This window comes from Paenibacillus sp. KS1, assembly GCF_001680695.1.
Taxonomy (GTDB): domain Bacteria; phylum Bacillota; class Bacilli; order Paenibacillales; family Paenibacillaceae; genus Paenibacillus_B; species Paenibacillus_B suaedae.
This window is the reverse complement of sequence record NZ_MAIS01000024.1, coordinates 15,468-38,057: the sequence shown is the minus strand read 5'-3', so window position 1 is coordinate 38,057 and position 22,590 is coordinate 15,468. Positions and strand designations below refer to the sequence as shown.

General features: G+C 46.2%; 20 protein-coding genes. 16 read left to right on the top strand and 4 right to left on the bottom strand.

Going from position 1 to position 22,590, the window contains the following annotated elements:
- Positions 1–114 precede the first annotated feature (114 nt).
- Complete coding sequence (locus BBG47_RS10360; RefSeq protein WP_081819932.1) at positions 115–783, bottom strand: thiamine diphosphokinase; 669 nt, start codon at positions 781–783, stop codon at positions 115–117.
- Between the two features lie 216 nt (positions 784–999).
- Here BBG47_RS10360 and BBG47_RS10355 point away from each other — a divergent pair, with 216 nt between their 5' ends.
- Positions 1,000–1,494: a low molecular weight protein-tyrosine-phosphatase gene (locus tag BBG47_RS10355; protein ID WP_083189222.1), complete on the top strand. Its 495-nt coding sequence runs from the start codon at positions 1,000–1,002 to the stop codon at positions 1,492–1,494.
- A 120-nt stretch (positions 1,495–1,614) separates the two neighbouring features.
- Here the strand turns inward: BBG47_RS10355 and BBG47_RS10350 are convergent, their stop codons facing one another.
- Positions 1,615–2,346, bottom strand: a complete 732-nt coding sequence (locus BBG47_RS10350) for an alpha/beta hydrolase (RefSeq protein WP_065291674.1) — start codon at positions 2,344–2,346, stop codon at positions 1,615–1,617.
- Positions 2,347–2,666: 320 nt separating this feature from the next.
- On the opposite strand from BBG47_RS10350, the gene pdhA reads away from it, so the two are divergent.
- From pdhA to BBG47_RS10305, 9 genes are all read left to right on the top strand, one after another.
- Positions 2,667–3,734 (top strand): pyruvate dehydrogenase (acetyl-transferring) E1 component subunit alpha, encoded by a 1,068-nt coding sequence (gene pdhA, locus BBG47_RS10345; protein WP_021253887.1) that lies wholly within the window; start codon positions 2,667–2,669, stop codon positions 3,732–3,734.
- Between the two features lie 94 nt (positions 3,735–3,828).
- A complete protein-coding gene (locus tag BBG47_RS10340; protein ID WP_021253886.1) occupies positions 3,829–4,806 on the top strand; it encodes an alpha-ketoacid dehydrogenase subunit beta in 978 nt (325 codons plus the stop codon).
- A gap of 35 nt (positions 4,807–4,841) precedes the next feature.
- Complete coding sequence (locus tag BBG47_RS10335) at positions 4,842–6,116, top strand: dihydrolipoamide acetyltransferase family protein (RefSeq protein WP_021253885.1); 1,275 nt, start codon at positions 4,842–4,844, stop codon at positions 6,114–6,116.
- A 4-nt stretch (positions 6,117–6,120) separates the two neighbouring features.
- Positions 6,121–7,539 (top strand): dihydrolipoyl dehydrogenase, encoded by a 1,419-nt coding sequence (gene lpdA, locus BBG47_RS10330; RefSeq protein ID WP_021261328.1) that lies wholly within the window; start codon positions 6,121–6,123, stop codon positions 7,537–7,539.
- 227 nt (positions 7,540–7,766) lie between these two features.
- Positions 7,767–8,243, top strand: a complete 477-nt coding sequence (locus BBG47_RS10325) for a zinc ribbon domain-containing protein (RefSeq protein WP_065291673.1) — start codon at positions 7,767–7,769, stop codon at positions 8,241–8,243.
- 295 nt (positions 8,244–8,538) lie between these two features.
- Complete coding sequence (thyA, locus tag BBG47_RS10320) at positions 8,539–9,333, top strand: thymidylate synthase (RefSeq protein WP_065291672.1); 795 nt, start codon at positions 8,539–8,541, stop codon at positions 9,331–9,333.
- 85 nt (positions 9,334–9,418) lie between these two features.
- Entirely contained in the window at positions 9,419–9,904 is a 486-nt protein-coding gene (locus tag BBG47_RS10315) for a dihydrofolate reductase (protein ID WP_065291671.1), read from the top strand.
- Positions 9,905–10,122: 218 nt separating this feature from the next.
- Positions 10,123–11,610, top strand: a complete 1,488-nt coding sequence (locus BBG47_RS10310; protein ID WP_065291670.1) for a glutamate synthase subunit beta — start codon at positions 10,123–10,125, stop codon at positions 11,608–11,610.
- A gap of 102 nt (positions 11,611–11,712) precedes the next feature.
- Positions 11,713–14,013: a type IA DNA topoisomerase gene (locus tag BBG47_RS10305; protein WP_065291669.1), complete on the top strand. Its 2,301-nt coding sequence runs from the start codon at positions 11,713–11,715 to the stop codon at positions 14,011–14,013.
- A 129-nt stretch (positions 14,014–14,142) separates the two neighbouring features.
- On the opposite strand, the gene BBG47_RS10300 is transcribed toward BBG47_RS10305, so the two are convergent.
- Both BBG47_RS10300 and BBG47_RS10295 read right to left on the bottom strand, forming a co-directional pair.
- Entirely contained in the window at positions 14,143–14,901 is a 759-nt protein-coding gene (locus tag BBG47_RS10300; protein ID WP_254659797.1) for an HAD family hydrolase, read from the bottom strand.
- 84 nt (positions 14,902–14,985) lie between these two features.
- Complete coding sequence (locus BBG47_RS10295) at positions 14,986–15,909, bottom strand: ArsR/SmtB family transcription factor (protein ID WP_065291667.1); 924 nt, start codon at positions 15,907–15,909, stop codon at positions 14,986–14,988.
- A 123-nt stretch (positions 15,910–16,032) separates the two neighbouring features.
- Between BBG47_RS10295 and BBG47_RS10290 the strand changes: the two genes are divergently transcribed.
- From BBG47_RS10290 to BBG47_RS10265, 6 genes are all read left to right on the top strand, one after another.
- Entirely contained in the window at positions 16,033–17,214 is a 1,182-nt protein-coding gene (locus BBG47_RS10290; RefSeq protein ID WP_021253876.1) for an MFS transporter, read from the top strand.
- A 117-nt stretch (positions 17,215–17,331) separates the two neighbouring features.
- Positions 17,332–18,060, top strand: a complete 729-nt coding sequence (locus BBG47_RS10285) for a phosphonate ABC transporter ATP-binding protein (protein WP_065291666.1) — start codon at positions 17,332–17,334, stop codon at positions 18,058–18,060.
- A 127-nt stretch (positions 18,061–18,187) separates the two neighbouring features.
- Positions 18,188–18,799, top strand: a complete 612-nt coding sequence (locus BBG47_RS10280) for a DUF3298 and DUF4163 domain-containing protein (RefSeq protein ID WP_065291665.1) — start codon at positions 18,188–18,190, stop codon at positions 18,797–18,799.
- A gap of 227 nt (positions 18,800–19,026) precedes the next feature.
- On the top strand, positions 19,027–20,322 hold the full coding sequence (locus tag BBG47_RS10275; RefSeq protein WP_254659796.1) for a hypothetical protein: 1,296 nt from the start codon (positions 19,027–19,029) through the stop codon (positions 20,320–20,322).
- A gap of 28 nt (positions 20,323–20,350) precedes the next feature.
- Positions 20,351–21,049, top strand: a complete 699-nt coding sequence (locus BBG47_RS10270) for a response regulator transcription factor (RefSeq protein ID WP_021253872.1) — start codon at positions 20,351–20,353, stop codon at positions 21,047–21,049.
- Positions 21,028–22,485, top strand: coding sequence for a sensor histidine kinase (locus BBG47_RS10265; RefSeq protein ID WP_083189219.1), 1,458 nt, complete (start codon positions 21,028–21,030; stop codon positions 22,483–22,485). Before BBG47_RS10270 ends, BBG47_RS10265 begins: the two co-directional genes overlap by 22 nt.
- Positions 22,486–22,590: the final 105 nt, after the last annotated feature.

Sequence of the window (22,590 nt, the reverse complement as noted above, 5' to 3'; positions counted from 1 at the left end):
TACAAATAAAAAATACGCCATTCGAACGTTCGCAGGTAGTTACATCATAGAACGATTGAATGGCGTATTCCTTTTACGAATGACACTTTGACAGAGATTGAAATCCACTTTATATTAATCGCGACTGCAAATAATTAAGAGGTAGCCTTCTCGCACACGAACCGAAGCAGTATCACCGTCATCCCATTCGTTGCTTATTCCTAGGGATTGTCCAATCTGCAGGGTTGCATCATGAAGCGGGTACTTAAATCCAGTTAACGTAATACCAGTTACCGTTGAGCTCAGTGGCAGCAATGATACATACGGGAAGGAATTCGTCTGTAATGTAACACTCGAATTCGTTAGCATAATGATATTGTGTTCGTCAACGATTTGACACTTAATTCCTTCATCGACGGCTTTGCGCAATAAATGAATATTAGACAGCGTATGATCAAGTCTCGTGCCGGTTACGCCGAATAGCGTAATTTGCGTTGGTTTCATTGCGAGAGCATGATTGAAAGCAAGTTCGGTGTCGGTATAATTTTTATCGACGGCGTCACAATCCATGTATTTCCGGCTCGAAGCGCGGATATGCTCCCGTTCATCCTCTGTTACGGAGTCGAAATCTCCTAAGGCCTGATCGGGAATAATGTTGTGCTGTACCAGATAGAGAGCTCCTCGATCAGCGCCGATGATGTAATCCATCGTACGAATCTGGTCTGCTATTTTCTCGGAAATGGTTCCACCCGCTACAATGGCAATATGAGCGGGTGTTGAAGTAACCTGTTGATCGTTTGACAACGTTATGACCTTCCTTTATATCGCAATAAGTATGATGACAAGTTGAATCCCTCCCATTATATCGAAATATGAATGGGGAACCAAATAAATATATCCATTTGCAATAAATAAAGACTGCCGATACAATAAGTGAATCTTAACAGGATATACACCTTACATAATGAAACACTAAGTAAGGCAAGAAGCTAAGGTATATAGAAAAGGGAGGAATGTTACGTGGCTGAAAGTACGAAGGTGAACGTGTTGTTCGTATGCCTGGGAAATATATGCCGTTCTCCTATGGCTGAAGCTGTATTCCGTGAGCAAGTGGAGCAAGCAGGCTTAGAACAGGTGATTCAGGTGGATTCAGCAGGAACAGGAGATTGGCATATAGGTCATCCTCCGCATGAAGGAACTCGCAAGCTATTGGACGAACACGGGATTACTTATGAAGGGATGAGAGCACGACAGCTTCATCCGACAGATTTTCAAACTTATACGTACATCGTATGTATGGATCCGAGCAACGAACAAAATGTGCTGGCGTGGGAAGGCTCGGACAACAGAACATCTGAAGTTCTGCGATTTATGACTTTGCTTCCTGAAGAGAACCGTGAAGAGGTGCCTGATCCGTACTATACAGGCAACTTTGAAGAAGTATATCGTTTAGTTCAAGCGGGGTGTGTACGATTGTTAGAGCGGATTAAAGAGGAACATCCTTTCATGTTATAAAATATCTATGGGTTTGATGAAAAGTAGTGACATACATCCTTGTATGCCACTACTTTTTTTATGTTTAATAGGGGTGTTCCTCATCAATGCTTGTATGCTCATATGGAAATGGACAAGCAGCTAGTCAAGAAAATGACGAAGAGCATCTGGGACGTGTTTTTGCCAGAATCCCCACAAATGATGCCCTTCATGCTCGCCATAGAGAACATGAGCATTTCGATCCGTAAACAGCTTGTGTGTATCCCGATTTAATTCAACAAAATTATAAGTCCCTGTATCGGTTGTGAACGCAGTCTCTTGCAGACCGACGATCATAAAGAGATGCAGCCATGATAGATCCTGCTCCTGCGCGATAAGCTGCTGCGAGTATGGGTAGTAGGCGCCGGACAAGGAGATTACCTGACGGAATTTGTCAGGATATTTTAGCGCTAGGTGTAGGGAAACAGTGCCACCGAGTGAATCACCTGCGAGCGTGATTTCTGTCCAATCGGTGCGTACTGGATACATTCGCTCAATTGCAGGTACAATCTCTTCTGCAAAGGCGCGAGTATAGGATTCAAATCGTTCTCCATCCGGGGAATACTCAGAAGTACGGATTTTCTTATTCACATCAACTCCAACGATGATGAATGGCTCCATGTCACCTTCGATAATGAGCTGATTCGCGTGTGTCGCAATACGACCAAAATTAAAGAAATCTTCTCCGTCCTGACAATAGACAACGGGATAACTGAGTATTTCCTGATATCCTGGCGGCAAATAGACGCGAACGTGACGACTGCCTCCTTCAAGATATTTGCTTGGAATGTCGTGTTTTACAATGGTTCTCTTGAATATTGAAGAATCTGACATGCATAGCACCGCCTCATGCAAAATTTTATCAATGTTGGTGAATACTAATTTCGATGGTCTTGATTAGGGACTCGCTATAGGAAAGAAATAAGAATCTTTGACTTTCTACTATATAATGTCCGCGAACAAGTATCGACTATGTGAGTGAGTTCACAAATTTGTAACACCCTGTTATAGTCCGAAACAACAGCTGTTATAACAACAATTCAACAAAATGTTCACTTTTTTCGCGTTTTCTTTTGACCAATCGACTAAAACAGGTGTATAATAATTCTATAACAGCGAAACAAAATCTTCAAACTTTTATTGAGGTGAAAAACATGAGCAAGTTCCCATTTGAAGTTCAGACGGAAGAGATTCAACCGTTGTCCGTCTTGTCTCCGGAAGGAGAAATTGTTAACCCGGATATGGTTCCGGATCTGACTGACGAACAATTGAAAGAAATCATGTACCGTATGGTATTTACACGTACATGGGATGATCGCGCAATCAACCTTGGCCGTCAAGGCCGCCTTGGTTTCTATGCACCGGTGTCCGGTCAAGAAGCTTCCATGGTAGGTAGCGTATATCCTTTGCAAAAAGAAGACTTTGTTGTACCAGCATATCGTGACATGCCGCAAATCGTATGGCACGGATTGCCTTTGTACCAAGCTTTCTTGTACTCCCGTGGTCATCAACATGGTGGACAAATTCCAGAAGGCGTTAACGTAATGATGCCGCAAATCATCATCGGCGCGCAAATCTTGCACGCGATGGGTATTGCAATGGGCTTCAAGTTGAAAAAGCAAGCACAGGTTGCAATCACATACACAGGTGACGGCGGTTCTTCCGAAGGCGATTTCTACGAAGGCTTGAACTTCGCAGGCGCATTCAACTTGCCAGTTATCTTCTTCGTACAAAACAACGGCTATGCAATCACAACTCCATTTGCGAAACAAACAAATGCGAAGTCGATCGCTCATAAATCCGTTGCAGCAGGTATCCATGGCATGCAAGTAGACGGCATGGACGTACTTGCCGTTATCAAGGCTGTTCAAATCGCTGCAGAACGCGGACGCAAAGGTGAAGGCGCAACGTTGATCGAAGCGTTGACTTACCGTTACCGTCCACACTCCATGGCGGACGATACTACAAAATATCGTACAAAAGACGAAGAAGCAGAATGGGCAATCAAAGATCCACTCGTGCGCTTCGGCAAATACTTGGAGAAAAAAGGTCTTTGGACAGAAGAAGACACAGCTCGCGTAAAAGATGAAGCAAAAGCAAAAGTGAACGAAGAAATCAAACGTGCTGAAAAAACAGAGAAAATGACTGTTGCAGGCTTGATCGACAGCATGTTCGAAACTACTCCGAAATTCTTGGAAGAGCAAAAAGCGGATTTCCAATAATTCGAACAGCGTTCTGAAAGTTAACGGGCCTCGTTGATGCGAGGACAACGAATCCATATATGGTTCTGTGATAACGGTAAGGAGGAAACAAGCAATGGCACAAATGAATATGAAAGAAGCAATTCGCGACGCAATGCGCGTTGAATTGAAAAGAGACCCTAATGTTGTGGTCTTTGGTGAAGACGTTGGCCATGTCGGCGGTGTATTCCGTGCGACTGAAGGTTTGCAAAAAGAATTTGGTGAAGAGCGTGTATTTGATACTCCGCTTGCAGAGTCCGCAATCGGCGGTATGGCAGTAGGTTTGGGCGTTCAAGGCTTCCGTCCTGTTGCTGAAATCCAATTCGTAGGTTTCATCTATGAAGCACTTGACCAAATGTGCGTTCAAGCAGCACGCATGCGCTTCCGTTCCGGCGGCCGCTACAACTCGCCAATCGTATTCCGCACACCATTCGGTGGCGGCGTAAAAGCTGCAGAATTGCATACAGACTCCCTTGAAGGTTTGATGGTACAAACACCAGGTATCAAGGTTATTGTTCCTTCCAACCCTTACGATGCAAAAGGATTGATGATTTCCGCAATCCGTGACAATGATCCAGTATTCTTCATGGAACACTTGAACTTGTATCATGCATTCCGTGATGAAGTGCCAGAAGGCGAATATACAGTTGAAATCGGTAAAGCCAAAGTTGTTCGTGAAGGTAAAGACGTAACAATTCTTGCATACGGCTTGATGGTTCACACAGCAATGAAAGCTGCTGCTGAACTTGAAAAAGAAGGCGTGCAAGCAGAAGTTATCGACCTTCGCACATTGGCGCCGCTTGATATCGACACAATCGTTGAGTCTATCAAGAAGACGAACCGCGCAATTGTGGTACAAGAAGCGCAAAAGACTTCCGGCGTAGCTGCAGAAGTTATTGCACAAATCAACGAAAAAGCGATTCTTCACTTGGAAGCACCTGTACTTCGAATTGCAGGTCCAGATACAGTGTATCCTTTCGCACAAATCGAAGATCAATGGTTGCCATCACCAGCTCGTATCGTAGCAGGCGTCAACAAAGTATTGAACTTCTAAGATAGAACCGGAACAGAGAGAAGGAGGATTTTACTGTGGCTAAATTTGAGTATCGCTTCCCTGAACTAGGGGAGGGCCTTCACGAAGGCGAAATTATCAAAATGCACATTAAAGCAGGAGACAAGGTAACTGATGATGATATCATCATGGAAGTACAAAACGATAAAGCTATCGTTGAAGTTCCTTGCCCTGTAAATGGTACGGTATTGGAAGTATTCGCGAAAGATGGTCAAGTATGCCACATGGGCGAAGTAGTAGCGATCATCGACGCTGAAGGTGAAATTCCTGAGCAAGATATGCCAGAAGAAGCAGCTCAAGAGGAAGCAGCTCCTGCACCAGCAGCAGCTGAAGCTCCTAAAGCTGAAGGCGTAGCAGCAGCACCTAACCGTGATGTACTTGCAACTCCAAGCGTTCGCAAGCATGCTCGTGATCTTGGCGTGAACATTGCTGAAGTTCCTGCTACTGGCAAGAACGGCAAAATCACTCGTGAAGATGTAGAAGCATTCGCTAACGGCGGAGCACCTGCAACAGCTCCAGCAGCAACTGAAGCTCCTAAAGCTGAAGAAGCGAAAAAAGCAGCTCCAGCGGCAGCAGCAACTGGACGCGATGCTGAAGAAGAGCGTGTACCATTCAAAGGTATCCGCAAAGCGATTTCGAATGCAATGGTTAAATCGGCTTACACAGCTCCACACGTTACAATCATGGACGAAGTGGAAGTTGGCGAGCTTGTTGCATTCCGCACACGCTTGAAGCCAATGATGGAGAAGAAAGGTACAAAAGTAACTTACCTTCCATTCATCGTAAAAGCACTCGTTGCAGCTTGCCGTCAATTCCCTGCGATGAACGCAATGATCGACGAAGCAAACAACGAAATCGTGTACAAAAAGTACTACAATATCGGTATCGCAACAGATACAGACAACGGCTTGATGGTTCCTGTAATCAATGATGCAGATCGTCGCAGCATCTGGATGATCGCTAACGATATTAAAGATTTGGCTAGCCGCGGTCGTGAAGGCAAACTTGCTCCGAACGAACTGAAAGGCAGCACAATCACAATCACAAACATTGGTTCCGCTGGCGGTATGTTCTTTACTCCAATCATCAACTTCCCAGAAGTTGCAATCTTGGGTACAGGCCGTATCTCCGAGAAGCCAGTTGTGAAGAACGGCGAAATCGTGGCAGCGCCAGTTATGGCATTGTCCCTCAGCTTCGACCACCGTCTGATCGATGGCGCGACAGCTCAAAACTTTATGAACTACATCAAGCAACTGCTTGCTAATCCTGAGTTGCTTGTTATGGAGGTGTAACCAAATGGTAGTAGGAGACGCATCTTTGAACATTGACACTTTGGTTATCGGGGCAGGCCCTGGCGGTTACGTGGCAGCGATTCGCGCTGCCCAACTCGGCCAAAGCGTACTCATCGTAGATAAATCCGAACTCGGCGGTGTGTGCTTGAACCGCGGTTGTATCCCATCCAAAGCGCTTATCAGCGCTGCACACCAATATGAAGTAACACAACACGCTTCTGCAATCGGTATTACTGCAGAAAACGTAAAAGTGGACTTCACAAAAGTGCAAGAATTTAAAGGCGGCGTAGTTAAGAAATTGACTGGCGGCGTAGGCGCTTTGTTGAAAGCTAACAAAGTTCAAATCTTCAAAGGCGAATGCATGTTCATCAATGAAAATGAAGCACGTGTCTTCAACGATCAAGAAGCACCGCGCTACAAGTTCAAAAACTGCATCATCGCAACTGGTTCCCGTCCAATCGAATTGAAGCCTTTCCCATTCACTGGACGCATCCTGTCTTCGACAGAAGCTTTGGAATTGCCAGAAGTTCCTAAGTCCATGATCGTTATCGGCGGCGGCTACATCGGCGCTGAGCTTGGTCAAATGTACTCCAAGTTCGGTACGAAAGTAACTGTTATCGAAGGCGCGGACATGGTTCTTCCTGGCTTCGACAAAGACATGACACAACTTGTATCGAAAAACATGAAGAAATCCAATGTTGAGATCTTCACTGGTGCGAAAGCAGAATCTGCTACACAAACAGACAAAGACGTTACTGTGAAATTCACAGTTGGCGGCGAGTCCAAAGAAGTGACAGCTGACTACTTGCTCGTAACAGTTGGTCGTCGTCCGAACACTGACGGTGAGCTTGGTCTGGACATGATAGGCGTGAAAATGACTGATCGCGGCTTGATCGAAGTTGACCACCAAGGACGCACAAGCATTCCGCACATCTTCGCTATCGGCGATATCGTTGCTGGCCCTGCATTGGCTCACAAAGCTTCTTACGAAGGTAAAGTGGCTGCAGAAGCAATCTCCGGTATGCCTAGTGTTGTAGATTACAAGTGCATCCCTGCAGTATGCTTCACAGATCCAGAGTGCGCAAGCGTAGGCTTGTCTGAATCCGAAGCGAAGGAAAAAGGCTTCAAAGTAAAAGCTGGTAAATTCCCTTATGCAGGTAACGGTCGTGCGTTGTCCCTCGGCGGCAGCGTTGACGGTTTCGTGAAGATCGTATCCGATGCTGACACAGGTATCGTCCTCGGTTCTCAAATCGTAGGTCCTGAAGCATCGAACTTGATCGCAGAAATGGGCTTAGCAGTTGAAATGGCTGCAACTGTAGAAGACTTGGCGTTGACAATCCACGCTCACCCAACACTTGGTGAAATCGTGATGGAAGCTGCTGAAGTTGTTCTTGGTCACCCAATCCACACAGTAGGTAAGTAATCCCCTCTCTCTCTGAGGGTTCTGTATACGTTCTGTTACGGTTCTGTTTATATATTTGATTTGCTTTTGCCCTTGCAGCAGCGCTGCGGGGGCTTTTTTTTACCGAGATGTGAATAGTACTGGTTATGTAAGGTGATTCATGTAATAAACAGAGATGTTTTTCTCTATATTACTAATATCCAAAGTTATCATGATCAGTACACATTTACGGAATGGAGAGGATTACGGTGAGCAGTTTTTTTGATAAATTAAAGCAAGGTGCAGCGGAAGCAGGAAAAAAAGCACAGTCCACGATAGAGGTAAATCGGTTGAAATTTCAAATCTCTTCAAAGGAAAAAGAAATTACGGGTATTTACAGTCGTATGGGAGAATGTGTGTATCATGCCATGCAAAATGGGACAATAGAAGAAATAAGCGATCAACTGCTGCTGTTTAGTGAACAGATCAATCAGAAGAAAGCAGAAGTTCAGGATGTTGAAAATCGGATTCGTACGGTGCAGAATGAGAAACTGTGTCCGTCTTGTAGTAAACCTGCTACATTAGATACAAAGTTCTGTTCAGGCTGCGGACATCATTTTGTAGGGCATTTTTCAGAAGAGGAAGTTGTAGATATAAAAGTGATGGTTGTATGTCCTGTGTGTCAGGTAGCAAGTGATAAAGGGTCGAGCTTCTGTGCAGAATGTGGTCATAAATTCGAAGAATAACGATAAGACATTCTGTACGGTTTGCCCATTGTGAGTCAATAGGGGTGACGTTATTTTAACGTTGGGTATTTCGTGAATTCTATCTTTTTTCTTATCCGGGCATATGATGGCCGGATTTTTCTTTGATTAAGCTTCCATTTTCGAGAGAGATTCAATGAGCGTCACACAATAGCGCTATCGTAACCGATTAACACGATGATGATAATGGAATGGGATACCGATGATTTTTTTACTCTGGAATGGTACACTAGGTAAGAGACACTTCAGAACGGTGAGGAAAGAGAGTGAAAAGAGAATGAAATCATATTTGGCATTATTGCAGGATATTTTGGATCATGGCGTGAAAAAAGAAGATCGTACAGGCACAGGTACGATATCCGTATTTGGTCGCCAACTTCGATTTGACCTAAATGAAGGATTTCCACTCGTAACGACGAAGCGTCTGCATCTTCGTTCGATCATCCATGAGTTGTTGTGGTTCCTTAGCGGCGATACGAATATCGGCTATTTGAAGGAGAACAAGGTAACGATTTGGGATGAGTGGGCGGACGAGAACGGCAATCTTGGCCCTGTATACGGCTCGCAATGGCGGAACTGGGAAACGAAAGACGGTCGTACGATTGACCAGATCGCGAATGTGATTGAACAAATTAAGACGAATCCGGATTCCCGCCGGTTGCTCGTATCCGCATGGAACGTAGGCGAGGTCGATCAGATGAAGCTGCCTCCATGCCATTATTCCTTCCAATTCTATGTGGCAGATGGAAAGCTGAGCTGCTTGTTGAACATGCGCTCTGTAGATACGTTCCTTGGTTTGCCTTTCAACATTGCAAGCTATGCGCTGTTAACGCATATGGTGGCGCAGCAATGTGATTTGGAAGTAGGCGAGTTCGTCTGGAGCGGTGGAGACGTTCATATTTACTCGAATCATCTGGAACAGGTGAATACGCAGTTGCAGCGCGATCCATTGCCGCTTCCGAAGCTGGTCATTAAGCGCAAGCCAGAATCAATCTTTGATTACCGCTTTGAGGACTTTGAGTTCGAAGGCTACGAATATCATCCAGCAATCAAAGCGCCTGTCGCTGTGTAATCGATGGTTGTTGTGCAATAACGCGCACGAATATTACATTCGACTTCTGTGACTCTGCTAAGAACGATCAAAGGAGGAATTGAAATTGTCGATTACGATGATATGGGCGATGGACGAACAACGGCTTATTGGCAAGGACAATGGAATGCCGTGGCATCTGCCGAATGATATGAAGTTTTTCCGAGAGAATACAAAAGGCAAGACCGTTGTGATGGGGCGTAAAACGTATGATTCGCTGAACGGAGCACTCCCGAAGCGGCGCAATCTTGTCTTGACGCGCAACCCAGCGTGGCGTACAGATGACGCTGAGGTTATCTCGGACATCACTCCCGTGCTTGAGCTTGCTCAAGATGAAGAAGTGATGATTATTGGCGGAGCCCAAATTTATAATTTGTTTATGCCGTATGCGGACAAGCTGCTTGTTACGCGAATCGCGCAGACATTCGAGGGTGACGAGCATTTCCCAGAATACGATGAGCGTGTATGGGAGCTTGAGTGGGAAGAGCCAGGAATCGTTGATGAGAAGAATGAATTCGATCATCTGTTCCAATCTTTTGTACGCAAAAAATAATTGAGATCGTAAATGTGTTGATGTGCTTTTGTGTGAAGAAATGCAAATGATTTGTTCATGACTCCATTGGAATATAGGCGTAAATTGAGTAGGATAGGTTGAAAACATGTCGAAGAGTGCAATGAATGTCTGCATGAAAATCCATGAAAAAGCAACAAAAGAATGACCAATCAACCTTACTCATACAAATATACGGATGGACGGATGGAGGAAATCGCATGTCAACACCTACTGGATTTATGGAGTATCGCCGTCAGATTCCGGCTGATCGCGATCCATTGGAACGGCTGAAGGATTGGGAAGAGTTCCATAAGCATTTAAGTGAAGAAGAGCTTCGCACACAAGGCGCCCGCTGTATGGACTGCGGAACCCCATATTGTCATACAGGTATTGAACTGACGGGAGGAACATCAGGCTGTCCGGTGCACAATTTGATTCCAGAATGGAATCAGCTCGTGTATCGTGGGTTATGGCAGGAGGCACTTGAGCGCCTGCACAAGACCAATAACTTCCCAGAGTTCACAGGGCGTGTATGTCCTGCACCATGTGAAGGCTCTTGTACGGTGGGGCTAATCGGACAGCCAGTTACGATTAAGACAATAGAAGAAGCTATCATCGAACGGGGATTTGAAGAGGGCTGGGTGAAGCCCGAGCCTCCAGCACAGCGAACAGGTAAGCATGTGGCTGTTGTAGGATCAGGACCTGCTGGCCTCGCTTGCGCCGCGCAATTAAATAAAGCCGGCCATTCCGTAACCGTCTTTGAACGTTCAGATCGTCTTGGCGGCCTCCTCACGTATGGGATTCCAACGATGAAGCTGGAGAAGCAAGTTGTAGATCGCCGCATTCAGCTATTGGAGGCGGAAGGCATTCAATTTGTGACGAATACGGAAATTGGCAAGGACATCCCAGCTGATCAGTTAGTTGCCTCTCATGATGCGGTAGTTCTATGCGGAGGTGCAACGAAGCCGCGTGAGTTCCAAATAGAAGGAAGCAATTTGCACGGAATCCACTATGCGATGGATTACTTGAATGGTACGATTAAGAGCTATCTTGACTCCAATCTGGAGGATGGTCAGTATATTAATGCGGAAGGCAAGGATGTTATCGTCATCGGAGGCGGAGATACCGGAACCGATTGCGTTGCTACTGCGCTCCGTCACGGGTGTCGCAGTGTTACACAATTTGGTACGCATGCGAAGGCTCCGCTAGAACGAGATGCAAGTACAAATCCTTGGCCGCAGTTCCCGAACGTCTACACGCTGGACTATGCCCATGAGGAAGCCAAAGCCTTGTATGGCAGAGATCCTCGTGAATTCTCCATCATGACAACGAAGTTCGTCGGTGATGAAGATGGACAGGTGAAGGAACTGCACACGGTGCAGATTGAACGGATTGTCGATGAGAATGGACGGAAAATTTATCAGCCGATTCCCGGTACGGAACGCGTATTCCCAGCACAATTCGTGCTGATTGCGATCGGTTTCGATGGTCCGGAACAGACCATTGTCGAACAACTCGGACTGGCAACCGATCGTCGGACGAATGTGAAGGCCGACTATGGCAAGTATGCGACGAATGTAGGTAAAGTATTTGCCGCAGGAGATATGCGCCGTGGACAGAGTCTCGTCGTATGGGCGATCAATGAAGGACGAGAGGCTGCAAGAGAAGTGGATCGATATTTGATGGGAACTACACTATTGCCTTAAATGCGAAAGTAGTGAATAATAGAACATAGTAACGTTAGTAAGAAGCTGCGCTTATTCTCACATGCGCGGCTTCTTCTGTTGTGTATGGAAAGAGGTGGTAGGATGAAGACACTTGTCGTGGCTGAGAAGCCTGATATGGGACGCAACATCGCTTCTGTCATCGAGCCAAGGGGCCGTAAGCACCGAACGCATATTGAAGGAGATCACTACATTATTACATGGGCAATCGGCCACTTGCTCGGATTAGCAGAGCCGCAAGCCTATGATGCGAAATATAAACGATGGAACTTCTACGATCTGCCGATTCTACCGAACAGCTTCAAGATCGTGGCGGAACGCCGCACGAAGGATCAGTTGAAAATGATCGGTGAGTTGGCGAAACAATGCGATACAATCGTGAATGCGTGCGATGCCGGGCGCGAGGGGCAATATATTTTCGCCCTAATTCAACAGCATTACAAATGGAAGCAGCCCGTTAAGCGCTTATGGATATCCGACCTGACAGCAGACACGATTCGCCGAGGATTCGAAGAGATGAAGGGTGCAGAGTATTATGAAGGGCTTACAGCTGCAGCAAGAGCCCGAAGTCAGGCAGATTGGATTATTGGGATGAACGCTTCTCGCGCCTTTACAACGAAGCACAAGGCACTATTGTCGGTTGGACGCGTTCAGACACCAGTCCTTGCGCTTATTTATGACCGGGAGCAGGAGATTGCGGCGTTCCAATCCGAATCCTATTATGAGGTTACAGCTGTATTTCAGCAGGGAGATACAACTTATAAGGGAACTAGACAGGGCGACCGAATTACGGACGAGCAAAAGGCGACTGAGATTGCTGACAAAGTGAGAGGGAAGAGCGGACGAATTGCCGACTACCAGATCAAAGAAGGCAAGGAGTATCCGTACAAGCTTTATGATTTAACACTGCTGCAGCGGGATGCTAACGCGCGTTTTGGATTCTCGGCGAAGAAGACACTGGATATAGCCCAAGCATTATATGAGAAGCACAAGGCGATTACGTACCCGCGGACGAACTCGAACTATGTGACGGAGCAGAATATTGGAGGCATGCATCAGGCGCTCAAGATGCTAATGAGTATGCCGGGTTATGCGGACTTGGCGGCGCAAGCAGAACCGAGTCGGGTTCATAAAAATAACCGCAGCGTGTGCAACCCAGACAAAGTTGAGGATCACCATGCCATTCTGCCAACGACGAAGCGCCCGGGCACCTTATCGCCTGAAGAAGGTAAAATCTACGACTTAATCGTTCGTCGCTTGCTGGCGCACTTCTATCCAATTGCAGAGTATACACTTTATACGGTGTTAACCGAGGTCGAGCAGGAATCATTCAAGACGAGCATGAAGCAATGGCGAATACGGGGCTGGAAGCTCCTATATGATCATGATAAGGAGAAGTCCCGCACTAAGCGCTCGAAAAAGAAAGATGAGGATGAAGGGGATTCTCAATCATCCTCGGATCAAGTAGAGGAACTTAACGATACGGAGCAGTTCAACCTGGACAAGAATCAGCCTGTGCATTGTCGCGAAGCGGAGATGGCTGCTAAGGAAACACAGCCGCCAAAGTCTTATACAGAGGGCACATTGCTGAAGGCAATGGAAAGCGCAGGGAAGCAGCTGGACAATGAAGAACTGCGTGAAGTAATGAAGGATGCAGGGCTGGGAACCCCTGCGACGCGGGCGGCGACAATTGAACGGCTGAAGCAAGTCGGATATATCTTGATGACTGGCAAACGTCTTACACTCGCAACCAAAGGTAAGACAGCTGTTGAGCTGATTCGCGGGGCAGGGGTACATCTTCTAACCTCACCAGAGATGACGGGGCAATGGGAGAGACGATTAACGCAGATTGCCAGAGGAGAGGCATCGGAAGATGTATTCATGGAAGCTGTGCGCAAGTTTACGCTTCATGTCATTGATTGTGTCGGCAAGCAAAGCCCTGTATCAGCGGAAGTACTTGCATTGATCGAATCGGACAAGTCATCCAAGGGGAGAGGCAAGCCGCAAACCAGCGCCAAGACATCGAAGAGCTCCAAAGTGAAGAGTTCGGCGACGCAAGCTTCTGGCTCTAGCCGCTCGTCAGAAGGAAGCGGACAACATGCAGCACCTGAAACCTTCGGCATATGTCCTCGTGAGGGCTGTGGCGGTACGATAATTGAAGGGCGCAAGGGGTTCGGCTGTTCGAACTATAAGCTAGGCTGCAAGTTCGTTGTGTGGAAAAAGCAGTTGGCTACAGGAAAGACGATATCTCCGGTGATGATGCGTGAGCTATTGGAGAAGGGAAGCACGAAGAAGCTTAGCTTTACCAGAGGAAATGCAACGGTGAAAGGAAGATTGGTTCTAGCCAATCGATCAACTGGGGATTTGAAAGTGGTTGAAGAATAGCGGAACACGAATATCCGTTTCTCCATTAGAAGCATACATGAAGAAGCCACATGCCCGTATCATAGGGTGGAAACGAGACAGCATGGCTTCTTCATGTTGTGTTCCGAAGTGAACTTGGGTCTGCTTGATCTAGCTCAGCTTGGAAGTGAGCAGCCATTCCTCGATAACACGAGGTACGTCAGCAAGCTTCTCTAAAGTGTACAGCGCTCCCTGGGGCTCGATCTCAATGTCAATGACATTATAGAGCCACTCATTCGGACGCTTTAAATAAATGACATGAAGTCCTGCTAAGAGGCCGGGCTGTACATCTGTCCGCACGGAGTTGCCGATCATCCATGTATTGGCAGGTAAGAAGCCTTGCTCCTTTACAATCTCTGCTAATGCTTCAGCTGTCTTATGCTGACGAATGAAGATGCGATCTCCGAAGTAGGCGGACAGCTTCATCTGGTCAATCTTGCGCTGCTGGATAACAGGCTCGCCGCCTGTATACAGGTACAGTTCATGACCTTGATCACGAAGCAGTTCTAGTGTTTCAACCATTCCTGGATAAGGCTCAATTTCCATGTCATACACGCTAAGTCCGAGCTTCCAGAGCTGTTCCTTCTCCTCTTCAGTGGAATCTCTGCCTGTCAAGTTGCACAAGTGGTCGTACGTATCAATGAAGGAACGAGGGAAATGCTCGCTCTGAAACCCGTTTTTCTGTACGCCAGCGATGTCGAACTTAGATTGGACGGACTTGATTTCTTGCGCGCTCATGTTCGATGAGTTGAACCAAGTCGTCATCGTATCCAAAAATTGATGAATGACAATGTCAAAGTATTTGTTGCAATAAATGAGCGTGTCGTCCATGTCGAACAGTATTGTTTGTTTTGGCATTGATGTAGTCAATGTGATTTCCTCCTTGCGCCTTTCAGACATGACAAGCGTGAGGAGGATAGCGATAACCTTCCATTACGCATACTTTGTCAGTCGTTACAATTGTACTTGCACATAATCTTCTAGAAATACGGACAAGTCGGACAACCCTTCCCGACGAAGGGCGATGGATTCCGAATCGCCGTCCCAATAGGTACGTATGTATCCAGCGGAACGAAGAACGGCCAAATGATGCTTCACGGTTCCTTTGGATAAGGAGAGATGCTGTTGGATATCAGCAAATGAGCGTGAACCTTGACTAACGAAACGTAGCAGCTGCAGCCGTTCTTGATCAGCAAGTGCTTGCGTCATCCGAAGCAAGCTGTGAGACGGCATGCAATCATCTTCAGCGGGCTCGTCAACCGCGTACAGGACAAGCAGCTTGTTCTTAAACGTGCACGTATTGTTCATAGGACGATAGTGCCACATTGGAGCAAGAATGCATTCGCGAATATGATTCTTCTCATCACGAATGACGATGCCATTCGTTGCAACTTCGACAACTTCTTCTGGAGTTATTTTGCTCATTAAGAGCCGCTTCTCATCCGCATCTTGCAGCAAAATAGGCTCCCATTGCGGCAAGGTGTGCGAGATGTAATGCTCATACCAGCATTTCAATGCGGGTACATAATATCGTTGGCAATCCTCTCTGGTGAGCGAAATCTCTAGCAGGCCATACTGCTCCTGAACGTGCTTCCATTGCTGATCAGTTGTCTGTTCCAGATGCTCGATGTACCCTGTAATATGACTGCCGCCTGTATATTCAAGCGCTATAGCATACAGCATGTCATAATCCGTTAGTGAATAACGCTTCACCTGACTAGCATGCTTGTCCCATTCACTGGGCATCATTTGCTCTGCTTGACGTACCCACGTCATGCCGTTGTCAACATTGCGAATCCATTTGCGGTGTACAAATAGCATGAAGCTTCCAATAAGTTCATATACCGATGAACAGTCGATACGAACATGATAGGTCATGCCTGCGTAGCCTCCTTGGTAATGACAATGAATGTCTACATTTATTATGAATTGTATTGCATAGCATTGTCTACTATAATTGTGAAATGTTCATTTGATAGAGATAAATGGGGAGGTTTAAGAATGGCATCTTGGCGGAACACGACAGATTCCCCAACTTGGAAATTTATAATTCTGATTATTGTTGTTATGATTACAGGTCTTAGTCAGGGGTTATTGCTGCCCTTACTTACGATCTTCTTGGAGCGGATGGGGGTTCCATCCGATCTGAATGCATTGAATGCTACCGCCCTCTACTTAGGGGTATTCTCCATGATGTTCCTAGTAGAGCGGATACTCATTCGGCTCGGCTATAAGAAAATGCTGCTTGCCGGTATGGTGTCGGTTACGATCGCACTAGCGTTATTTCCGTTCTTCCCGAACATTTGGGTATGGTTCGTTCTGCGAATTGTTGTTGGTCTAGGTGACAGCGCGCTGCATTATGCGACACAGCTGTGGGCCGTGTCAGTCAGTCCAGCGAATCGACGGGGAAGAAACATCTCCCTATATGGGATGGCGTATGGGGTAGGCTTCAGCTTCGGGCCATTAGGCATTAATTTGTTGTCTATCCATGATTCAGCACCGTTCATCGCGATTGTTCTCCTGTTCCTCATTGTTATGGCAATTGTATATGTGAAGCTGCCAAATGAAGAAGCTGCGATGATGAAGGACGGATCGAGACCGGAGAAACGCTATCGCCGTTCCTACCAATGGGCCTGGTTCGCTCTGATGCCAGCATTCCTATACGGTTACATGGAAGCCTCGATGAATAGCAACTTCCCTGTATACGCGCTTCGTCTCGGCATGGAACAGCATTGGATATCGTATTTGCTTCCATTCTTCGGGATCGGGGGACTTATTCTGCAGCTGCCGTTAGGCATGCTTAGCGACCGCATCGACCGCAAAAAAGTATTGATGGCATGCGGTATCTTGGGGGGATTAGGGTTCCTTATCATCCCGTTTGTGGGTACGAACATCTGGGGAATTCTCATTATGTTCATGCTCGTTGGAGGCTTGGTTGGTTCTTTCTTCTCATTAGGGCTCGCGTATGCAGCAGACATATTGCCTAAGGAATATTTGCCGTCCGCTAACGTGATTGCATCCATTCACTTCAGCTTAGGGAGCATCATTGGGCCGAATTTAGCGGGCATTGGGATTCAATACGTATCAATTGGAAGCATGTTCTACTTGCTCGGGGCTTGGTATATTGGATTCTCACTACTCGGCTTCATCTTCAGACGGCGCAATAAAACGCTTGCAAGTTAGGGGCTACCTTCCTTACACTAAGAGTACATGTTCGTGAATCGCTGCGCACATATAAAAAGTCTCTCGCAGCAATCAAGCAGCGAACTGCCATTGTCGGAATGGAGAGGAGTCTTGACGGTGATTAGAGTAGATCAGTTAGTGAAGCAGTACCCTCCTGAACAGAAGGTATTGAAAAATATTAGCTTCGAGGTGCAGCCGGGCGAGTTCATTGGTGTAGTAGGTGCGAGCGGCAGCGGGAAGTCGACACTGCTGAAATGTTTGGCGCTTCAGGAGAGATGGACAAGCGGCAAATTTGTCGTTGACGGTGTGGATATCTTCGCGCAGCAGTTGAGCGGAAGACGCAAGGTGAAGCGGGAGTTCGCCTACTTGGAACAGAACCCAGTGCTGTCGGACAATCGCAAGGCATTGAAGAACGTCTTAATCGGACGCTTCCATCAAACTCCGTTATGGAGAATGGCTACCGGAATGATACGCTCAGACGACTACATGGGGGCAATGGATACCATTGAACAGCTTGGCCTATTGGACAAGGCCCATAAGAAGTGTAGTGATCTGAGTGGTGGGGAGAAGCAGCGGATTGCCATTGCCAGGGCGCTTGTACACGGAGCAGACGTGCTGCTTGCAGATGAGCCTGTTCTCGGACTAGACCCGCAATCGGCTGAATCTGTATTGTCGACATTCCGAGACCTGTGTACGAAGCAGCGCAAGATTGTTATTGCGGTATTTCATCAGGTTGAACTAGCAGAGAAATTTGCTACACGATTGTGGGGAATTCATGACGGCACTATCGCAGTCGATGTGAAGGGCAGACGGCTTCTTCAATCAGAGAAGGCTCTCATATTATAATGAAGATTTGGAATAAGTAAATAGGCAATTGTCACGCCATCTCTTATGGATGCATATGTTGTAAGGTGGGGGAAGAACGTTCTTTTCTCTCCGAACACTCACGCATCCGTAGGAGGTGGCTTTATTTATGCTGTATCCATTGCCGATTCCGATCGAGCCTCATGTTATTCGCAAGCCGAACCTGGAGGTGTACGTTCCTGTCGTTGTGGATCCGAAGCATCCACAAGCGGCGGAGCGTATGAATCATACCATACAAAAGCAGGTCAGGGAATTAATTCGTACTTCCGGCTACGAGGAAGATCCGAAGAATATTCAGGTGCAAGGTTGGTACGAAATCAAATTAAACGAAAGAGGATACCTTAGTCTTACTGTTAGTGTATATGACTATCCCTATCATGCAGCCCATGGGATGACCTATCAGCGTGGATTGACCTTTGAGACGGAGACAGGCAAGCTGATAAAGCTACCTGATTTGTTCAAGCCGGGGGCCCCTTACGTAGACGTGTTGTCTAAGCATGTCGCCGCACAGATTAAAATGCGGGATATCCAGACGCTAGAGCCATTCAAGTCGATTCGTCCGGATCAAGATTTCTATATGACGGATAAATCGCTCGTTCTCTTCTTCCAGTTGTACGAAATTGCGGCGTATGTATATGGATTTCTGTACTTCCCGATATCAGTATACGAGTTGAACGACATTAAAGCGGATAATGGCATTATAGATAAGTTGTCATACTAAGCATCGAGGTAAGCATCGAGGCTCAAATATAGTACGAAGCATGTGTGCTGAGCAAGGAGGAAGTTTCTTTCCCAATGAATCATCGCTTTGTCACGGGTTTGTCACCATTAGGTGACTCTTTTTTTTTATAATGAGAGAGTATGCCTGTAAATAGGCTACATAGATGATACGTAATGTGTTTCGACGAAAGAACGAATAATAGAAGCATCAAAGGAGGAATGGCATGTATGATAAAAAGCCGAACAATACGAAAAGCATCGCTACTCCTTCTACTGGCTAGTGTCATGTTAAGCGGCTGTCAGTGGGTTCAAGACCCCAAATCCATGCTTAAGGAACCACGATTGTCGACAGATAAAGCGAATTTAAAATCGATTATTGACTCCCAAAAGCCTGAAGGAGCAAATATCATCCGGCCTCGCAATGCAGACGATCGCAGCACGATTCGCATTGCGGATTTGAACAATGATGGCAAAGGTGAGGCGATTGTGTTCTATGAGACGCCTGATAAGGATGTCCGAATCCATGGTATGATCTTTAAATCAGATGGTGACACATGGACGAAGGTATTCGACTTCGACGGTGAGGGTACTCAGTTAGACCGGGTTGAACTGGTTGACTTGACTGGAGATAAGAATCTGGAGCTTGTGGTAGGTTATGGCAGCAATGACCCGAAGCTGAATAAGGGACTTGTTGTGTATCGATTCACAGACACAGAGATGGTCAGAATGTTCGAACAGCCATATTCTCAATTCGTGATCGATGATCTGGATCAGAGCGGTAAGAATCGATTGTTTATATTGAATAACCGCTCAGGTCAAATACCAGTCCTCTTTTCATTCGATTACCAAAATGGCAGGATGGTTAAATTTCATGAGGTGAAGTTATCATCTAATGCTAATGCGTACATGAATATGGTGTCTGGATTTATATCAAAAGACCGCAAAGGACTCGTGCTTGATGCAGATTCAGGGGCCAACTACTATATATCAAATATTATCGGAATGAATAAGGATCATATCCTTGAATCCTTGTTGCAAGAGGGCTTAACGGAAAGCAAATGGGGAGGTATTAAGAGCTCTGACATGAACGGCGATGGCATTATTGAGATCGGTATTCCCGAGCAGCCTCACGGCTGGGATCTGTATCAATCTCATGAAATCCCTTATTTTACGAACTTCTTCCAATGGGATGGACAGCATGGCTTGAAGTTAGTGGAGAAGCAATATCGCGACCATATGGATCGCTTCCATTTGACTTTCCCAAAATCTTGGTATGGACGTGTGACTGTGGATACAAAATCGAAAAAAGATGAAATGCTCCGCTTTGTCGATCTTCATACGAACGAAACGTTCGCCATTATCCGATTCTTTACACCTGAGGCATGGGAGTCTTATAAGGAGAAATGGACGTACCTCAGTTCGTTTGGTGACAAGATTATCGGCATTTACAGCAAGGAGCCATTGAATGCGAAACAAGGGGTTCCTAAAATACCAGAACTAGACAAAAGTGATAGTGATTCTTAAAGGAAACGAAGTAAGGAGATAAGTAGAGATGACGAAAATACTCATTCTTGAAGATGAAGAATCAATCCGCAGCTTTATTGTCATTAATTTAAAACGCAATGGATTCGATGTGGTGGAAGCAGATAACGGCAATGATGCTTATCAAATGATCATGAGCGATCCGACGATAGATATCGCACTACTAGACGTGATGGTACCGGGTATTGATGGCTTTGAGGTGTGTAGACGAGTAAGGGAACAGAATGAGCGGCTCGGAATCATCTTCCTGACTGCTAAGGTGCAGGAACAGGACAAAGTATATGCCTTATCTGTTGGTGCGGATGATCATGTGAGCAAGCCGTTCAGTCCTACTGAGCTCGTTGCGCGCATTCAGTCCTTGCTGCGCAGGGTCAGCTCTTATCAGCACACTACCCAGAAGGTAGTGTATCAATCTGGTCCGTTCTCACTTGATTTAATTGCGAAACGATTTACCAAAAATAATCAAGCAATCGATTTAACTCCTACGGAATTCTCGCTGGTACAGTTTTTCATGGAGAAGGAAGAGATGACATTAAGTCGAGACGTACTGCTTGATCATGTATGGGGCAAGGATTATATGGGTGATCCTAAGATTGTGGATGTAAACATTCGCCGTTTGCGTCAAAAAATTGAGGATGAGCCATCATCACCAAGATTTCTTGAAACGGTATGGGGGCACGGGTACAAATGGAAGGGAACAACTCCTTGATTAAGCCGGGCATACGCCGCTCGGTAGTCATGCATTACTTCATCGTCGTCTTTATGACGATGCTGATGCTGGAAGTGGTCTTTCTCATCTCGGTGCGAACGTATTATTATGATTCAGTATCCAGCAATTTAACTAACCATGCATCCGTAACGACGAAATACTATCAGCAATATATAAGTCTTAGTTCCAGTGAAGATGATCAAGGCATATTGCCGGAGCTGCTCGAATTATTCAAATTGCCGGGCGCCGAGGTGCAAATTCTGGATCGGACTGGGAAGGTGCTTATCTCCTCCAGTGGGTTCCGAATCGACAAGCCGATCAACTCACTAGATGTGATTACTGTACAGCAGCAAGGGAAGCTGGAACAATGGATCGGCAAGCAGCCTGGAACCGGTGAGTCGATAATGGCTGTGTCTGCTCCATTGTTAGAGAGAGGCGACATCAGCTACATTGTCAGACTTGTCACCTCACTAGAAGTAGTGAACAGTCAGTTGAATAGCATTGTGCTCGTGTCTATACTGATTTCGATTACGATATTAATCATTGTATTAGTGATTAGCCTTGGGCTGGCGAATTCGATTGTGAAGCCAATTAATGAGATTACGGCTGTATCCGCTCAGATGGCGCGGGGACGATTCGATGTCAGAGCCAAGGATGGATATAAGTACGAGCTTGGGGAGCTGTCTAAGACACTCAACTTCATGGCTCATGAGATTGTGCGAAGCAACCAATTAAAGAATGACTTTATCTCATCGATCTCTCACGAATTGCGGACTCCATTGACGGGAATCAAGGGATGGAGCGAGACCTTGCTGTCTGGTCCGTTAGATGAAGGGGAGACGAAGCTGGGGTTGAACGTTATTCATAAGGAAACGGATCGATTAATTGGTCTTGTTGAGGAATTGCTAGACTTCTCGAAGCTGCAGGAGAATAAATTGCAGTTCCACTGGCGGCAGGTATCCATCGCGACAATTATCGAAGACACGATTCTGCAAGTGAGAATGAAAGCAGAGAAGAAGCAAATTCGATTGGAGGAACGCGTCAGAGGCAACGAGCAAATTCTGAATGCGGATCCAAATCGATTGAAGCAAGTATTCCTGAATCTGATTGATAATGCGGTCAAGTTCTCCCCAGAAGAGTCGGTGATCACGATTCATACGTCGTGGGATGCTGAGAAAGTGGTTGTTCGTATTGTTGACCAAGGAATTGGAATAAGCGAAGAACACTTGACCAAAGTAATGGACAAGTTCTATCAGGTGAATCCTAGTCATGGCGGTACAGGGCTCGGACTGGCGATTACGTACGAATTGGTGAAGGCTCATGGAGGAGAAATGTCCATCGAAAGTGAGCCTGAGGTAGGGACGACGGTTATTGTGACGTTGCCAGTCAACATGCCGATTGAAGCAGATGCTATAGAGGAATCTAGGGATTCATGATCTCTTCGAATATCATTTGAATTTATACGGCCTTTGCGTGATTATTTCATGCAGAGGTCTTTTTTTCGGGGAAATTAAGAAAATAGCATATCTTACTTCGACAAA

Excerpts from the sequence above, each read along its gene's own strand:
- BBG47_RS10350 (WP_065291674.1), bottom strand. The coding sequence starts at position 2,346 with ATGTCAGATTCTTCAATATTCAAGAGAACCATTGTAAAACACGACATT.
- pdhA (WP_021253887.1), top strand. The coding sequence starts at position 2,667 with ATGAGCAAGTTCCCATTTGAAGTTCAGACGGAAGAGATTCAACCGTTG.
- BBG47_RS10340 (WP_021253886.1), top strand. The coding sequence starts at position 3,829 with ATGGCACAAATGAATATGAAAGAAGCAATTCGCGACGCAATGCGCGTT.
- lpdA (WP_021261328.1), top strand. The coding sequence starts at position 6,121 with ATGGTAGTAGGAGACGCATCTTTGAACATTGACACTTTGGTTATCGGG.
- thyA (WP_065291672.1), top strand. The coding sequence starts at position 8,539 with ATGAAATCATATTTGGCATTATTGCAGGATATTTTGGATCATGGCGTG.
- BBG47_RS10310 (WP_065291670.1), top strand. The coding sequence starts at position 10,123 with ATGTCAACACCTACTGGATTTATGGAGTATCGCCGTCAGATTCCGGCT.
- BBG47_RS10305 (WP_065291669.1), top strand. The coding sequence starts at position 11,713 with ATGAAGACACTTGTCGTGGCTGAGAAGCCTGATATGGGACGCAACATC.
- BBG47_RS10295 (WP_065291667.1), bottom strand. The coding sequence starts at position 15,909 with ATGACCTATCATGTTCGTATCGACTGTTCATCGGTATATGAACTTATT.
- BBG47_RS10290 (WP_021253876.1), top strand. The coding sequence starts at position 16,033 with ATGGCATCTTGGCGGAACACGACAGATTCCCCAACTTGGAAATTTATA.
- BBG47_RS10280 (WP_065291665.1), top strand. The coding sequence starts at position 18,188 with ATGCTGTATCCATTGCCGATTCCGATCGAGCCTCATGTTATTCGCAAG.
- BBG47_RS10275 (WP_254659796.1), top strand. The coding sequence starts at position 19,027 with ATGATAAAAAGCCGAACAATACGAAAAGCATCGCTACTCCTTCTACTG.
- BBG47_RS10270 (WP_021253872.1), top strand. The coding sequence starts at position 20,351 with ATGACGAAAATACTCATTCTTGAAGATGAAGAATCAATCCGCAGCTTT.
- BBG47_RS10265 (WP_083189219.1), top strand. The coding sequence starts at position 21,028 with ATGGAAGGGAACAACTCCTTGATTAAGCCGGGCATACGCCGCTCGGTA.